This is a genomic window from Paenibacillus sp. FSL P4-0127 (genome assembly GCF_038007325.1).
GTDB lineage: Bacteria > Bacillota > Bacilli > Paenibacillales > Paenibacillaceae > Fontibacillus > Fontibacillus macerans.
In genome coordinates, this window is the sequence record NZ_JBBOWY010000002.1 from 773907 (window position 1) to 790735 (window position 16829).

The window sequence follows — 16829 nt, forward strand, 5'->3', positions numbered from 1 at the left end:
ATGGCAACCGTTACAATTTTAAATCAGCGTTTTTGGCACAAATAGCGCTTGTGGCAACCGTTAGAATAGTTTGTGGTCAGAAGCGCGTATCACTTTAGAGAAACAGTGGCAAACGAGACCTTGTTTTTGGGTCTTTCCCTGCCGCTGTTTCTTTTTTGTTGGGCCTTTCGCTATAAGTTGAACGATGCATGGTTGGAAAATACACTTCTTGACATATTCCGTTTACAAGTGTAAACATTGAGTTGACCGATCTATCGATTACATATGTAAACTTTAAATAGGAGGAGTTTATGATGTCGCAAATTCCGCGGATATCCGAAGCCGAATGGGAGGTAATGAAGGTGTTTTGGCAAAGCTCGCCGGCTTCGGCGAACGATGTAATAGAAGCGCTCAGCGACGACAAAGACTGGAAACCGGCTACTGTCAAAACCTTGATCAACCGCTTGCTGAAGAAGAAAGCACTCGGCTTCCACTAAGAGGGGAAGACGTACCTGTACTCACCATTCGTGACCGAAGAGGAATGTATCCAGGCGGAGAGCAAGTCGTTTCTGAAAAGGCTGTACGGAGGAGCGCTGAAGCCGATGTTCGTGCAGTTTCTAAAGGAAGAACGGCTTACCGAGGAAGAAATCAAGGAACTCAAACAAATTCTCGATGAAAAGACGGACCGGCAATGACCGTGGCATGGAACGCGGCAATGATCCTGCTAAGGTGGTTGCCCGGCTTTTTGGGCTGGCTGTTTCAAACCTCGATCATGGTCTCCATTTTGGTCGGATTGGTGCTGCTGCTCAAATGGGCGCTCAAGGAGTGGCTCCCGATCAATTGGCAGTACGCGCTTTGGCTGATTGTCCTCCTTCGGGCCTTGCTTCCGTGGGCACCCGAAAGCTCCATCAGCATGTATAACCTGTTTTCCCTCTCCGAGCCAAGCGGCAGGATCGACGCATTAATTACGCAGGTAGCGGAGCAGCGGCAGCCCGGCCCGGACGCGGCTGAACCGGCGGCGGAAGAGACCTTGCCGAACGTTGTGGCCGAGGTTAGCGGCCAAGCGTCCAAGATGGAGACCGCGGCGGCCCCGGCCGAGCCGGCGGATTCGTCCCGGCAGCCCGCTGGATTAACTCCCAAAGATGGAGTTTACGCAGGCTTATTCGGATTATGGCTTATTGGCGTCATCGCTTTGTCCGTCCATATGTTCCGTATCAACCATAGGTTTACCAAGAGCATTGTCAGCGGCTCTCATAGAAGGGTAGATCCAGCGCTGGAGGAACTGCTGCAGTCCTGCCAACACAAGCTTGGTGTCCGCCGTGAAATTTCACTGCGGATGACGGACCAAGGAGGCGGCCCGGCGCTGCACGGACTAAGGTCGCCCAAAATTTTGCTGCCCGCGACCATCGCAGACTAATTCTCCGCAAATGAGATCAAGTATATATTCCTCCATGAACTGGTTCATCACAAACGGAAGGATATCGCCGTCAACTGGGCAATGACGGTTTTGCTGATCATGCACTGGTTCAATCCGGTACTGTGGTACGCCTACCGCAGGAGTTATCCTGCGATGCGAAAACCGTCTCTTACATCGGTTCTGATGAAGCGAAACACTACGCTAACGGTTGCCACCCGCGCTTATTCGAGCGACACATGTTATAGTAGTTCTATTCGTGAAAGTAGGGGAAAAATAAAAAATGAATGAAGAGACATCCGAGAAAAAGCTGTTCTATTTGGAAGGCATCAGGGGACTCGCGGCATTTGCCGTGGTTATTTCACACTACATACAAGTATTTTATCCAGCTGCGTTAAACGGAAGGCCGCAACAAGCTCATTTTAAATGGGATATCTGGTACGGACATTCTCCGATTAATTTATTTTATAATGGACAATTTGCCGTTTGTTTGTTTTTTGTGCTAAGCGGTTATGTGCTCAGTGTCAAAATGTTTAAAAAAGAGCTTGATAGCACGACCTTTCAAAAATTGTTGCATTCCAGCGCTATACGAAGGTACATTCGGCTTGCCGTGCCGGCAGCGGTATCCGTATTGCTTGTGTATCTAGCAATTATTACGAGGGCCTTTTACCTCCAAGAAATATGGGGAACAACATGGACGGATATGAAAAAGGACTACTACGCTTTAGATACAAATATATATACCGTTATCAAGGCTGCTATTTTTGATCCATTTTTCCGGTTTGATGCCCATCCTTACAATCCGGTCCTTTGGACAATGGGCTATGAGCTATTAGGTTCTTTTTTAATTTTCGGTTTTCTTGCATTATTCGGACGAGTGAAAAAAAGATGGATGGTGTATGCGGTCTTATCCATTGCTTTGATTCAAACCTATTTTGTCGCTTTTTTGTGGGGAATGCTGCTGGCCGATTTGCTTAAGCACAAATGGGTCCAAAGTAAAATAACGGCAGTACTTGTGCTTTTAATAGGGATTTACTTAGGTTCAGCGCCGTATACTTCATTAATGGGGACTATGTACGAACCAATAGAAGTGTGGACAAAAAATATCAATGCATGGATTCAATTTAACATCGATCCGCGGCTTCTTGCCCGAACCCTAGGTTCTGCTATGATTTTGTTTGCTCTGCTTCGTTTAAAAGTGCTGCAGCATGTGTTTGGATGGAAGCCGTTTGCTTATTTAGGACAGATTTCATTTTCCCTTTACCTCATTCATTTCACTTTCCTAAATACGTTCTCCGCGTTCCTGTTTAGTAAAGTGATTCATTTTTTTAGTTATAATCTTGCTTATGCAATTACGTTTATGGTTTCTATGGTGCCGTTATTTATTTTGTCGCATTATTATATGAAATATATCGATCAAGGGGCATTAAAATTAGCTCGAAAAGTCGAAATAAAGATGACCGCATAATCCCAAAAGCGCGGAGTTGAAATCAACAACTCTGGGCTTTTTTTGTGTAGATTACTATTTTTGTACGACACCACGATCCTGTTGAACGATTCGAGATCAGTGCTCGACAAAATAAATTATAGCGTTAGTGTCTTGGTGTCCCTGCATGCTGCTTTGCACGATTATCCCTCTTGTTCAGGGGGGAGAGGGGGGCTAATCACGGTCCTTTCATTTTTCCCGGTGTCCTTGCCCCATTCCTCCCGTCGGGTCTGCTTTCACTTTTCCTAAACCTCCTTCTCCCAAACCTGTCTAGCGATCTCGAACATGTCTGCTTCTCCCAAACCTATTTTTTCTCCTGAACTTCTCCTCCTCTCTGCTTCCGGATCAAATGGGATAATCGTGCAAAGCGTCCGGACAGCGGATATTGATCTGCCGATATTTCTTGCCACGATCGGTTACCGGCCCTCCCTGTCAAGCAACCGATTATTAGGTTGAGCCGAAAAAATATGACATTAAATCAATTTTCCGAACGTACGCATCAACTGGATGCGCTTAATGAATTAATCAATGTGTTTGCTTCATTTCGCCGTTGGGATTTTTGTTTTTTATTGGCGGCTGATTCCCCTACCCGTCAATAGTTCGTGGCGCCCGTTAGGGCCGGCCAGAAGATTTTCAACTCAATAACGGAAAAATTTAAACTATACAAAAGCAGAACAGAAAAATTAAGATGAAAGTGCCAAGATTTTACTATTCTGCTACTTATTCTTCTTTTGTTCATTAACCCTCCATTTCATTTCATTTTTGAAAGCGCATACTTTTCCAGTGAATTCAACTTAAAGCGGACAAGCCCAGCAGCTGACAGGGCAAGCGTTAGATCGCAGCGGGATGTTATGAACTTTTACCAGGTATTCCTTCGGCCCGATAAAACGTCGGTTCGGATTGGAATAATGCCATGCAAAAAAGGAGGTGAGGGCTAAATTTACGTTTCGGGAAGGCGGATGAGGTGTTTCAAAGGATGGTGACCTCTTATACCGATTGGGACAAGGTGACGGCGTACCGGAATGCTGTGCTGGTATGAAGAACTGAAGTAAACAATCCATGATGAGGAGTGATTCCATGTTATCCAAACTTTTCAAACGAACGGTGGCGATGACTGCGGTTGCTGCTTTGGCGCTGACGCTGCTGCAGCCTTTTGGAATACAAAGGAGCTATGCCGCCGAAGCTCATGTCGACAATCCTTTTTTGGGCGCGACGATGTATGTGAATTCCGATTATGCGGAGCTCGTAGATACCTCCATTGCCAAAGTTAGCGATAATACGCTGAAGGCGAAGATGCAAACCGTCAAGTCGTACCCGACGGCTGTTTGGCTGGACCGCATTGCGGCCATTGCCGGAGGTGAGGCCAACGGCGGCCGGAAAAGCCTGGTGGAAACCATGGACGAGGTGCTTGCCCAGAAGCAGGGGGATACGCCGATTGTAGCCACCTTCGTAATCTACAACCTGCCGGGCCGGGATTGTCACGCTTTGGCTTCCAACGGGGAGCTGCCCTTGACTGCGGAAGGTCTGCAGACTTATAAAACGAGCTATATTGATCCCATCGTCGAAGTATTCTCCAATCCGAAATACGCCGACATTCGGATTGTCGCGATTATCGAACCCGATTCGCTGCCGAACCTGGTGACGAACCTGAGCGACCCGAAATGCGCGCAGGCCAATTCGACCAACATTTACCGCGACGCAACGCGGTATGCCCTCGAAAAGCTGCATGCTATTCCTAACGTTTACAACTACATGGACATCGGCCACTCCGGCTGGTTAGGCTGGGACAACAATCGGCAGCCGGCCATCGACCTCTTTACGTCGGTCGTCGCCGGGACTCCTGCCGGACTTGCCAGCGTGGACGGCTTCATCACCAATACAGCCAACACGACTCCCTTGGAGGAACCGTATCTGACCGACCCGAATTTGACGATTAACGGGATGCAGCTGAAATCCGCCAAGTATTATGAGTGGAATCCCTATTTTGACGAAGTGGATTTCACCGCGGCTCTGTATTCCGGATTCGTAGCCAAGGGCTGGCCGTCCAGCATCGGCTTCCTGATCGATACATCACGCAACGGGTGGGGCGGCCCGGATCGTCCGACCGGAGCCAGCGGAACAACGGTGGATGCGTATGCCAATTCCGGACGCATCGACAAGCGTCTCCATCGCGGGAATTGGTGCAATGCCAGCGGCGCCGGGATGGGTCAGCCTCCGCAAGCCGCTCCGGCGGGTTATCCGGCCTCTCATCTGGACGCTTTCGTATGGGTGAAGCCTCCGGGTGAATCGGACGGCTCCAGCACCGAAATTCCCAACAATGAAGGCAAAGGGTTCGACAGAATGTGCGACCCGACTTATACCAGTGCCAACGGCACGCTGACCGGCGCGCTGCCGGGTGCTCCGATTTCCGGACACTGGTTCCATGACCAATTCGTTCAACTGGTTCAGAATGCATATCCGGCTATTCCGACCAGCGGCGGCGAGACGCCTGACGTTCCGGCGGCGCCAGCCGGCCTGACCGCGACAGCGGGCAATGCAAAGGTTGAGCTTAGCTGGACGGCGTCAAGCGGCGCCACAAGCTATAACGTGAAGCGCGCCACGACCAGCGGCGGGCCGTACACGACCGTGGCGGCGGGCGTTGCCGCCACAAGCTACACGAACACCGGCCTGACAAACGGCACGACGTATTATTATGTCGTCAGTGCGGTGAACAGCGCCGGAGAAAGCGCGAATTCGGCCCAGGCTGCCGCGACGCCGCTGGCGACGATATCCGTTCCGGTAGCGCCAGCCGGCCTGACCGCGACAGCGGGCAATGCAAAGGTTGAGCTTAGCTGGACGGCGTCAAGCGGCGCCACAAGCTATAACGTGAAGCGCGCCACGACCAGCGGCGGGCCGTACACGACCGTGGCGGCGGGCGTTACCGCCACAAGCTACACGAACACCGGCCTTGCAAACGGCACGACGTACTATTATGTCGTCAGCGCGGTGAACAGCGCCGGGGAAAGCGCGAATTCGGCCCAGGTTGCCGCCACCCCGAGCGGCGGAGGAACCGGCACCGGGGATCTGGTGGTGCAATACCGTGCCGGGGACACGAACGCTGCCGACAATCAAATCAAACCCCAGTTCAATATCAAAAACAACGGTACGACGGCTGTTGATTTGAGCACGTTGAAGATACGCTATTACTTTACGAAGGACGGCAGCCAGGACTTGAACGCTTGGATCGATTGGGCCCAACTGGGCGCGTCGAACATTGAAAAAACGTTCGGCACCGTATCCGGGACGGACGCGGACACTTATATCGAGCTTAGCTTTACCGCCGCGGCCGGGACGCTTGCCCCAGGAGGGCAGTCCGGCGACATCCAGCTTCGGATATCCAAGACCGACTGGTCCAACTTTGACGAAAGCAACGATTATTCGTATGATTCCCCCAAAACGGCTTACGCCGATTGGGATCATATCACCCTTTACCAAAACGATACCCTCGTTTGGGGCGTAGAACCGTAATAACGAAGCGGCATGCGCCTTGACGGCGAACAAAGCGGGGAAGGCTTGTCTGTTCTTCTCCGCTTTGTTCTTCATCGTTCAGAAGAATTTCAACCTAACGGCGGAAGAATTTAAACTATACAAAAAAAGAACGGAAAAATAACATGAAGGTGCCAAGTTTTTACTTTTTATTACAAATTTCTTCCTTTATATATTAAAATATTTATCCTTGCGGAAAAGGGGGTGAGAGCCAAATTAATATTCGGCAAACCAACGAAATAATTTGGGAAAGGTGGTTGTGAATGATGAACAAAACCAAAAAAGCACGTTGGCCGGCCTGGAAAAATTGGCTCGGAAAAACCGTGCTGTCCGGTCTGGTTGCCTGCGGCGGATTTCCGTTTCTGGCCTCTTCGGCCGCAATGGCTGCAGACGCGGAAGCTTACAATTATGCGGATGCCCTGCAAAAATCCCTCTGGTTTTACGACGCGGAGAAATCCGGTCCCGGGATTACAGGCGGCCGTTTGGAATGGCGGGGGGACTCGGAACTGTCCGACATGTACGTACCGCTCGGCGTGAACGGCACCGCGAAGAACATGACGAATTTGCGGGAGGATTTTATCGCGCAGAACCTGCCGATCTTGGACCCCGACGGCAACGGGTCCGTCGATCTGAGCGGAGGGTTTCACGACGCCGGCGACCATGTCAAATTCGGCCTGCCGCAATCCTATGCCGCATCGACACTGGGATGGAGCTTTTACGAGTTTAGGGAAGCTTTCCGGCAGAGCGGCCAGGAAGCGCATATGCTGGAAGAGCTGAAATGGTTCAGCGACTATTTTCTGCGCTCTACTTTCCGTAACGACAAGGGTGAGGTTGTCGCCTTCAACTACATGGTTGGTCAAGGAACGGTCGATCACACCTATTGGGGCCCTCCCGAACTGCAGGATCCCGACAAATATCCGCGTCCGGCCACGTTCGCGACCGCGGATCAACCCGCCAGCGACCAGGCTGCCGGAGCTGCGGCCGCCCTTGCTCTGATGTATCTCAATACGAAGGATACCGATCCTGCCTATGCGGAGGAGTGCCTGGATACGGCCGCCGCGCTTTACCGCTTTGCCCAGCAGCACAGAGGACTCGGCAACAGCGACGGCTTTTATAATTCCAGTTATGACGAAGATGAATTGTCATGGGCGGCCGTCTGGTTGTATACCGCGACCGGCGACAACACGTATATACAGGATATCGTATCGGTTGACGCGTCGGGAAAATACACCGGATATCTCAAAAGAATCGTCCCTTCTCAAGCGGATAGCTGGCAAAATATCTGGACGCACAGCTGGGACACGGTATGGGGCGGCGTTTTTGTACGGCTTGCGGCCCTGTTCCCGGACAATGCCCAATATGATTATTACGCCCGCTGGAATCTTGAATATTGGTCGGGCGGCAAGGTTCCTCATCAGGAGGCGAACGACAATACGTATTTGACTACGTCGCCCGCCGGGTTCGGCGTTCTCACCACATGGGGTTCGGCGCGGTACAACGCGGCCGCCCAGCTTTGCGCGCTGGTGTATGACAAGTATAAAGACCGTCCCGATTTTGCGGCCTGGGCCAAGAGCCAAATGGATTATATCATGGGGGACAACCCCATGGGTTATTCGTACATCGTCGGCTTCCCGTCGCCGGACGAATCGGCCAAGCATCCTCACCATCGGGCCGCGCACGGCTCCATGACCAACAACATGGAAGTCCCGGCGGAACACCGCCATGTGCTCTGGGGAGCGCTTGTCGGCGGACCGGACGCGAAGGATTTCCACAATGATGTTACGACCGATTACGTCTATAACGAGGTGGCGATCGACTACAATGCCGGTTTGGTCGGCGCGCTTGCAGGCTTGTATCTGAAATACGGAAACGGCGAAACGGTTACGGCCGACAGTCCGCCCGCCGAACAAGGCGTAACGGAATACCGGGTGGAGGGAAAAATCGAGCAGGAAAACGACCAGCGGACCCAGGTTACGGTTACCATTCACAATGAATCCGTCCATCCGCCTCATACGGAGGGAACGATGAGCGCCCGTTATTATTTCAACATCAGCGAGCTGCTGGCGGCGGGCCAAAGCATTAACGACGTCACGCTGGAAACGTATTACGATGAGCAAAAAGCAAGCTACGGCGGGGCCGTCAAGGTCAACGGACCTTATGCGGTGGACGCGGCGGCGGGGATTTACTACTATGAGCTGGATTGGTCGGGCAACGAGGTTTACGGCAGCCGGGACTTCCAATTCGGCCTGATCGCGAAGCAGGATTCCCAATATAAGAGTCATTGGGACCCAACGAACGACTGGAGCCGTCAAGGGATTTCCGCCACAAAAGGGGAGACAACCCGAATCCCCCTTTATCTGAACGGAGTGAAGGTGGTCGGCGAGGAGCCTAGCGGCGGAACGCCGCAAGAGCCGCAACAGCCGCCGGGTGTACCGGCCGGTCTGGCCGCGAAGGCGGGGAATGCTCAAGTGGCGCTGAACTGGAACGCGGCCGCCGGAGCGATAAGCTATAACGTGAAAAGAGCGACCGTGGACGGCGGCCCTTACACGACGGTGAAGAGCGGGATCACGGCGACAAGCTTTACGGACGCGGGCCTGACGAACGGCACGGCCTACTATTATGTGGTCAGCGCCGTCAACGGCGCCGGGGAAAGCGCCGACTCCGCACAGATCAGCGCGGTTCCCCAAGCCGGGCAAGGAGGCCAGCCGGGAACTTTGGTGCTCCAGTACAAAGCCGGGGACACCAATGCGGACGACAATCAGATGAAGCCGTTATTCCGCATTGTAAACAACGGTACGGACGCTGTTCCGCTGTCGGAACTGACGATTCGCTATTGGTATACGGTGGATGGGGACAAGGAGCAAACGTTCCATTGCGATTGGGCGCAGATCGGGGGCGGCAATCTTAGCGGCAAAACGGTGAAGATGGCGGAAGCTAAGGAGAATGCCGATTCGTATGTGGAAATCTCCTTCAATGCCGGTGCGGGCAGCCTGGCTCCCGGCAGCGACAGCGGCGAAATTCAGACCCGCATCAACAAAAATGATTGGTCGGCTTATAACGAAGCGAACGACTATTCCTTTGACCCGGCCAAAACCGCCTACACCGATTGGGACCATGTTGCTTTGTATCAGAACGGTACGCTGGTTTGGGGAATTGAGCCTTGATGGATGAACGGATTGATTTTTTGTTTTCTTTAATATAAACCGCATTTTAGGAAAGAGGGTGAGCGTATGTTCAAAACGATCGTTAAAAGTATTCTGGCCGGTTCGCTCGTATTAGGCGCTATGGGAATCGGGATGGCCGGCTTGGCACCGGGCCATGCGGAAGCGGCTGCTAATTATTACCATACGTCAGGGAACCGGATCGTCGATTCGGCCGGAAATCCGGCGGTGTTCAACGGGATCAACTGGTTCGGATTCGAGACACCGAATTATTCGCCTCACGGCTTGTGGACACGGTCCATGGATGACGTCCTGGATCAGATCCAAGAGCGCGGCTACAATCTGATCCGTCTGCCGTACAGCAACCAGATGTTTGACCCCGGATCCGCCCCCAACAGCATCGACTACGACAAAAACCCGGATTTAAAAGGGCTGACTCCCATTCAGATCATGGATAAACTAATCGAAAAAGCAGGAGACCGCGGCATGAAGATTTTCCTCGACCGCCATCGTCCCGGGTCCGGCGGACAATCCGAGCTTTGGTATACCGCGGACTACTCCGAACAACGCTGGATCGACGACTGGAAGATGCTGGCGGAACGGTATAACGGCAACGACACGGTGATTGGCGCCGATTTGCACAACGAGCCCCACGGTCCGGCCAGTTGGGGAACGGGAGATCCGGCCACCGATTGGCAGCTGGCGGCGGAGCGGGCGGGCAACGCCATTTTGTCCGTAAACCCGCATTGGCTGATCATCGTCGAAGGAATCGAGAAAAATGTGCAAGGCTACAGCGACGGCTACTGGTGGGGCGGCAATCTTAAAGGAGTCGCCAATCACCCGGTTGAGTTGGACGTTCCGAACCAATTGGTTTATTCCGCCCATGATTACGGCCCTGGCGTCGCTTCCCAGCCCTGGTTCTCGGACCCTTCCTTCCCCGATAACATGCCGGCGATTTGGGACGCCTACTGGGGATATATCAGCAAGCAAAACATCGCCCCGGTCATCGTGGGCGAATTCGGCGGCCGGAGCGTGGACATGAGCAGCGTTGAAGGCATTTGGCAGAACCGCCTGGTCGATTATATCGGCGAGAACGAGCTTTATTGGACTTATTGGTGCGTAAACCCGAACTCCGGAGACACGGGCGGGCTGCTTTTGGACGATTGGGTCACCTGGAACGAGCCGAAGCAAGCCATGCTGGACCGGATTATGCAGCCGTTAGGCGAAACGTTGCCCGCCGCCCCGGGCAAATTGACGGCTACGGCGGGCAACGGACAGATCAGCTTGAACTGGTCGGCTTCCGCCGGGGCGGAAAGCTATAAGGTGAAGCGAGCGACGGTTAGCGGGGGACCGTACACGACCGTAGCCAGCGGGATCACGGGCACGGCCTTTACCGATCGCGGACTTGCCAACGGCACGGCCTACTATTATGTGGTCAGCGCGGTGAACAGCGCCGGAGAAAGCGGCAATTCCGCCGAGGCGGCCGCGACGCCGAAAGAAGGCTCAAACGCGCCTGATGTCAATCTGGTCGTGCAGTATAAGGCGGCCGACACCAATCCGACCGACAATCAGATCAAACCGCATTTTAATATTAAGAACAACGGTACAACCGCAGTTGACTTGAGCGGCCTGAAGCTCCGCTATTACTTCTCGAAAGACGGCACGCAAAGCATGAGCTCTTGGGTGGATTGGGCGCCGATCGGAGCCGAAAACATTCAAAGAGCCTTTACCGACGCTTATGTCGAACTCAGCTTTACCGCTGCGGCGGGCTCGATTTCGGCCGGCGGGGAAACCGGTGAAATTCAATTGCGGATGGCCAAATCCGATTGGTCCAATTTCAACGAAGCGGACGACTACTCCTTCGATCCGACCAAAACGGCTTATGCCGACTGGGATAAAGTAACGCTGTACCTGGATGATTCGCTGGTATGGGGAGTAGAGCCCTAATAAAGTGAAAATTCAATAACTATGCATGCAAAAGACGATTTCATTTCCGCTTGCGGGCGGATCTGGAATCGTCTTTGTCTTTGTATTTGGGCCTATCTCACTTACTCACTCACCGTTCCCGTTGGGGCGGACCGTCGGATTCACTTCGTTCCTTCGCCTAGCACCGGCTTGTAATTGTCCGGAATATACGTGACCGCTTTAACCTCGGTAATGACCTGTGGATACAATTTGCCTTTCTCCGGCCCAGTGATCCGGTAGTTGATCACGGCTTTGTCCCCGTCAAAAACGATGCTCGCGATTTCGATGCCGTATCCCGGATGGGGAGCCATGGCCGAAACCGTCACTTTGTAGATGCCTCCGTTCACTTTGTCTTTTGACAAGTTGAAGTCATACAAGTTTCCGGTCACCGTGCCGGTTGGCCTGCTGTCTTCGACGAACCCGAGCGCCCGCTCCAGCATGCCGGCGGCTTCACTGAACGTGATCGGTCCGGCGGGGTTGAACTTCTTGTTTTTGTCCAGCGTCACGATCCCTGCGTTCAGCAGCTTCTGGATGCTGCCCATCAAATCCGCATCGATCGATTTGCCGTCCTTGATTTCGGTATAAATCATCGGCCACGCGTATTCGCCTTGGGTGGCGATCGCCTGGAACAGCCAGTGGCTGAACTGCTCCTTCGTCACTTTCGCCGAAGGGTCGATGTCCTTCGGAATATCGAAGCCGCGGTAAAGCGCGATCACGAAAGCTCCGGCGTACCAGGCGTCGTTTTTTACTTTGCTGTAGTAGTCGCTGGCCTCGGGTTTTTTCACGAAACGCAGGTTATCGAGGTTTAGCTCGAACGCGCCGGCGATCAGCGAGATGGCCGAAGCGTTGTCTAGTTTTTGGTTCGGCTTGAAATATCCCGATTGGTCGCTTTTAAGGATGCCTCGTTTCTTCAAGGTTTCGATCGCTTTTTGCTCACGGCCTCCTTTGGCGTCTTGGAAGGCGGAGGCGGTGCCGCCAACCAGCAGGGTGAAGGCGATGACCATAAGCAGCGTCAGCTTCATCCATTTGAAAGTGAATTTGCTCGTGTTGTTCATAGGTTGCCTCCCGTAAAAGAGTAATTACTCAATCTTCGCAGCATGAAATCGGCGGATCATCAAGCACACTTTTTTCAGCCAGTCGAAACATATTGAAGGACGGCCTGGCGGGATCAAATGGATCAAATGCAAAAGTGCATTCCATTCTATATAAATTGCCGTCTTGGAGCAGTTGAAATGCAAAAGTTCATCTCATTTAGAACTATCCGATAAAAAAGTATCTTTTATTCAGAAATGAACTGCACTTTTGCATCTGAACCCCCTGTTTCGAGGAATTTCGATAAAAACCGCATGCACTTTTGCATTTCGTAGGATTCCCCGTTACTTATATCTGCGACAGTGGGGGAGTGGCATATGGTTCCTTCTACGCAAAGGCTTCGGCGAGTTCAAGTTTCCGAATAGCGGCTTCAAGCCCCGCATAAGCCCTGCATGCCATCGCGTTGAGTTATTCGTTATTCGACCCGGACGGAAAAAACATAGCTAGACGTGCCTGCGGAAATGCGTTTTTCCGGATCCTTGAGCCATATCGCAAACAGATCGTAAACGTACGTTCCCGGCTCATGCGGCACTTCGAAGGAACCGTCCGCCGCCGCAACCTGTTCGGAACGGCCGTCTTTAAATAAAGTTACCGTGGTTTCCGTCGGCGGCTTGACGTTGTCGAACCGGAACGTTATCTTCTCCCCGGGGCTTGCCGCCGCGGCCGGTTTGCCCTGGGCCATTTCGCTCGGGCTGGCGTAATCCACGCAGACTCCCTGGCCCGTCTTCCCGGACTTGCCGGTGCTGCTCCAACAGTACGACCCCTGAATTACCGTAATGGCGGTATCGGCTGCTGTACGGACCGCCGGCAGGGGCGGCTCGCTGCCCAGGCCGTTCCCGCTGCTTGCTTCGCTCCTCGCGCAGCCGGAAACCAGCAGCAGGGCCGCAGCCGGAATGGGGCCTCGAACCAGGCCGCAAATAAGGTCCCGGATATGATCCCGAACATAATCCCGAATATGGCCCCAGATATGGCCGCCAGACCATAACCGCCGTCCCCGTACACTGTGCATCAAGTCCCTCCTTATCGTTTTAATTTTAAGTATTTGCCTTCCTGACGTAACCAGGATGAGGTATGTTTCACTTGCGAGCGTTTTTTGCCGCATTTGGGCAAATTTTTTTGGCGTGCTTAAAGCTTCGGCGGAAACCAGATATTCCGCAGATCGACCCAGCCTTGGCTGTTGAAAGCGACGCCGCGCACCGATGGGAGGAAAGCGGTCTGGACCGGTTTTTCGTATAAAATATGCAGTTCGTCCGCGGCGATTAACCGCGTTTCGATTTTCTCGAACAGGGTGGCCCGCCGCCGTGGATGCTGCTCCAAGGCCACGGCCTGCAGCAGTCTGCCGATGTCGATCTGCATATGCGGCTCCACGTGTTCGGAGACGGTTTGATACAGATCGAACAGGCGGAGCTGCTCGTCCTGGTCCCGCAGCAGGGAAAAGACGATCAGGTCGGACTTCAGGCGGATATCGCCCTTGAATTCCTCCGCCGACGCGGAAAGTACGCGGCAAGGATAGCCCGCGGCCATCAAGCGTCCGGCGACGAAGTCGGCGTCCGGCTTGTACGGCGCAATGGTGGCGATAAGCAGCTCGGACCCGGCCGCATCCTGCGCCGGTGCGGCCGTATCCCGCCCAAGCGCACTGGCGTCCAGCCCGGGTGCAGCGGCGGCGCTTCGCCCAAGCGCACTGGCGTCCAGCCCGGGTGCAGCGGCGGCGCTCCGCCCAAGTGCGCTAGCGTCCAGCCCGGGTGCAGCGGCGGCGCTCCGCCCAAGTGCGCTGGCGTCCCGCCCAGGTGCAGCGGCGGCGCTCCACCCAAGTGCGCTGGCGTCCAGCCCGGGTGCAGCGGCGGCGCTCCACCCAAGTGCGCTGGCGTCCCGCCCAGGTGCAGCGGCGCCCTCTTCTGATGCGATAGCGTCCTGGCCAAATGAGCCGCCGCCTTGCGCCGAATCGGCAGTACCCCGTGCTGAATCGGCAGTATCCCGTGTTGAATCGGCGCTACCTCGCACAGAGTCGGCAACGTCTTGCCCAGGTCCGGTGCCAAGCCGCCCCGGCGCGTCGGCACGCCGAGCCGGCTCGGCGGCAGCGCCCCGCAGCGCGGAAAAAACCCGCGCCCGCACCGCAGGATCGCTGAGCGGGCCGCTTTTTCGCGTATTGCAGGTCACGAATTTGCGGACGGAGACCCGGGAATGCATTTGGCTCCAGCCTTCGCTTTCCGCCGCAGTCGGATTAGGGATAACGTGGAACGGGGAGAGAGAATCCCCGTCGCTTCCGGCGCCTGGTTCCCCGGCGATATTCCAGGGCACATACACGATTTCGATCCGGTCAAGATGCGCCTGCCCCTGAAAATAATGCGGGAAAGCCTCCAGCACGCACAGATCGCCGTTCATCTCGGCGACTTTGAACGGCCCGCTGCCGACGGGACTCACCCCGAATCTTGCTTCCCCGCGCCCGTCGAGGTTTCGCGGGACGATGGCGGCCCGGCTGGTGCAAAGCCACGGAAGAAATAGCTCGCTTTGCTCCTTCAGCTCGATGCGGACGGTGTTTTGATTAAGCGCGCGAACCGTCCGGATTTGCTTGAAAATCGAGCTGTACAAAGCGCGGCGCGTACTTCCGGCCAGCCGCTCGAAGGTAAACACGACGTCGTCCGCCGTAAGCAGATTGCCGTTGTGAAACAGCACTCCTTTGCGAAGGTAAAACGTCCACTCGGTGCGGCCTGCGTCAACGTCCCAGGCGTGGGCGATGCCTGGCAGCAATTCCCCGGCGGCGCTCTGCTGATGGACGAGACCGTCGAACACATGGCTCGACACAAAAGACTCCGCCAGCAGGTTCATGTACAGCGGGTCCACCGTATAAAGCCGCTGCCGGACCGGCAGGCGCAGCGTGTCGATCTGCCGGTCGCGGCGCGTTTCGGCGTGATGCCCGAAATAGGAAAGCAGCCAGCCCTGGAGCTGGTCCTGCAGCGAGGAGCTTCCAGCGTGCCGGCGGATGTCCTCGATCGCCTGCCGGACATCCTTGCGGCGGATGGCCTGCATGACCGACTGCGCGGCGATTTCTTCGGCTCTCGCCAGGAAGCGCAAGGAAGAACGCGCCCCCCGGCCCCGCCGCGGCGTCCACCCGATCCAGCCGCGCTCCTCCATGTTGCGGATGATCGTCAAGGCGTTCCGGTGGGTGCAGTCCAGGGCGGCCGCCAGCTCGTCCAGCGTAACTCCCGCAACGGCGGCTTCACCCTCCTTGGCGCCGTAACGCTCATGCAGCAGCAAATATTGATGGTGCAGTTTCATGAGAGCCGCCCCCTTTTTAGAAGTATTCTTCATAGAGGTAGTTCAAAAAGTCCGCTTTGGATCATTCCGCTTCGATACCCCGCTCCGCGGCGTTCCCGTCTTCATCCTCCACGTACTCCAGCAAATCCCCGGGTTGGCATTCGAGCGCCCGGCAAAGCGCATCCAGCGTGGAGAAGCGGATCGCTTTGCCGTTTTCGTTTTTGAGGATGGACAGGTTGGCCTGGGTAATTCCAACCAGTTGGGAGAGACGGGTTAACGACATTTTCCGCTGGGCCATTACGACATCAAGCTTGATTCTGATCACGCCCGTCACCTGCTTTCTCGATCAGATCGTATTTTTGTTTTCTTCCACCGCGTTTACGGCGATTTTGAGGGCGGAGGCAATGATCATCATAACGAATCCGCTGATTAGGCTGTCTACGTACGAGATGTCGGTCAATTGAATGGAGGCGCCCACGATCTGCAGCTCGCCGATGGCCTGCGTCAGCATAACGGATTCCGTGTAGTTGAATAACGTACCCAGTACAATAATAACGATCCCCAGTTTGTAAAAGACGGAAACATTCTCATACATAAACAGGCTGTCCCGGTGAATGTTCCGCAGCAACTTATGCATATAAAACGCGGACAACGCGATTAAAAGAAGCGCGCTGATCGAGTTAACGAAGGATAAAGCGATAAACGCCCTGCTGTCGTAGAGCTCCGGATTGGCAAGAAAATGGATATCGATATAGCTGAATACCGGCTCAAAATCGCCCAAAACCCCGGTCCATCCGCTGCCTGCGAACCAGAGACGGGAAACATGCTCTATCGCCTCCAGCACACCGATCAGCAGAGCTACAAAAAATACGATCAAGCTAGCGACGGATCCCGCTTTGAAGAACATTTTGGATTTCATGATTTCATACTCCTCTTCTCGTAATCTCTTTGT

At 54.2% G+C, this 16829-nt stretch carries 9 protein-coding genes and 2 pseudogenes; 6 read left to right on the top strand and 5 right to left on the bottom strand.

Features of this window, described 5'->3' with window-relative positions; all coding sequences use genetic code 11:
- The first annotated feature begins 290 nt into the window (after positions 1–290).
- The 6 genes and pseudogenes from NYE74_RS29875 (at position 291) to NYE74_RS29900 (ending at position 11512) form a co-directional block, all read left to right on the top strand.
- Positions 291–674, top strand: a pseudogene (locus NYE74_RS29875) (BlaI/MecI/CopY family transcriptional regulator).
- A 20-nt stretch (positions 675–694) separates the two neighbouring features.
- Positions 695–1684: pseudogene (locus NYE74_RS29880) on the top strand (M56 family metallopeptidase).
- Entirely contained in the window at positions 1677–2861 is a 1185-nt protein-coding gene (locus tag NYE74_RS29885) for an acyltransferase family protein (RefSeq protein WP_124331850.1), read from the top strand. The pseudogene NYE74_RS29880 and the gene NYE74_RS29885 overlap by 8 nt, the downstream one beginning before the upstream one ends.
- Positions 2862–3941: 1080 nt before the next feature.
- Positions 3942–6386 carry a glycoside hydrolase family 6 protein gene (locus NYE74_RS29890; protein WP_445323431.1) on the top strand — a complete coding sequence of 815 codons (2445 nt, stop codon included), beginning with the start codon at positions 3942–3944 and terminating at the stop codon, positions 6384–6386.
- A 284-nt stretch (positions 6387–6670) separates the two neighbouring features.
- Positions 6671–9568: a glycoside hydrolase family 9 protein gene (locus tag NYE74_RS29895; protein ID WP_445323428.1), complete on the top strand. Its 2898-nt coding sequence runs from the start codon at positions 6671–6673 to the stop codon at positions 9566–9568.
- A 66-nt stretch (positions 9569–9634) separates the two neighbouring features.
- Positions 9635–11512 (top strand): cellulase family glycosylhydrolase, encoded by a 1878-nt coding sequence (locus NYE74_RS29900; RefSeq protein ID WP_082207916.1) that lies wholly within the window; start codon positions 9635–9637, stop codon positions 11510–11512.
- A 140-nt stretch (positions 11513–11652) separates the two neighbouring features.
- Here the strand turns inward: NYE74_RS29900 and NYE74_RS29905 are convergent, their stop codons facing one another.
- From NYE74_RS29905 to NYE74_RS29925, 5 genes are all read right to left on the bottom strand, one after another.
- On the bottom strand, positions 11653–12585 hold the full coding sequence (locus NYE74_RS29905) for an S-layer homology domain-containing protein (RefSeq protein ID WP_036625596.1): 933 nt from the start codon (positions 12583–12585) through the stop codon (positions 11653–11655).
- 452 nt (positions 12586–13037) lie between these two features.
- Positions 13038–13631 (bottom strand): hypothetical protein, encoded by a 594-nt coding sequence (locus NYE74_RS29910; RefSeq protein WP_278739437.1) that lies wholly within the window; start codon positions 13629–13631, stop codon positions 13038–13040.
- A gap of 116 nt (positions 13632–13747) precedes the next feature.
- Positions 13748–15898 carry an ABC transporter substrate-binding protein gene (locus tag NYE74_RS29915; RefSeq protein WP_341005433.1) on the bottom strand — a complete coding sequence of 717 codons (2151 nt, stop codon included), beginning with the start codon at positions 15896–15898 and terminating at the stop codon, positions 13748–13750.
- Between the two features lie 61 nt (positions 15899–15959).
- Positions 15960–16202, bottom strand: coding sequence for a helix-turn-helix domain-containing protein (locus NYE74_RS29920; RefSeq protein WP_255310181.1), 243 nt, complete (start codon positions 16200–16202; stop codon positions 15960–15962).
- Between the two features lie 21 nt (positions 16203–16223).
- Positions 16224–16796 (bottom strand): DUF2975 domain-containing protein, encoded by a 573-nt coding sequence (locus NYE74_RS29925; RefSeq protein ID WP_124331846.1) that lies wholly within the window; start codon positions 16794–16796, stop codon positions 16224–16226.
- Positions 16797–16829: the final 33 nt, after the last annotated feature.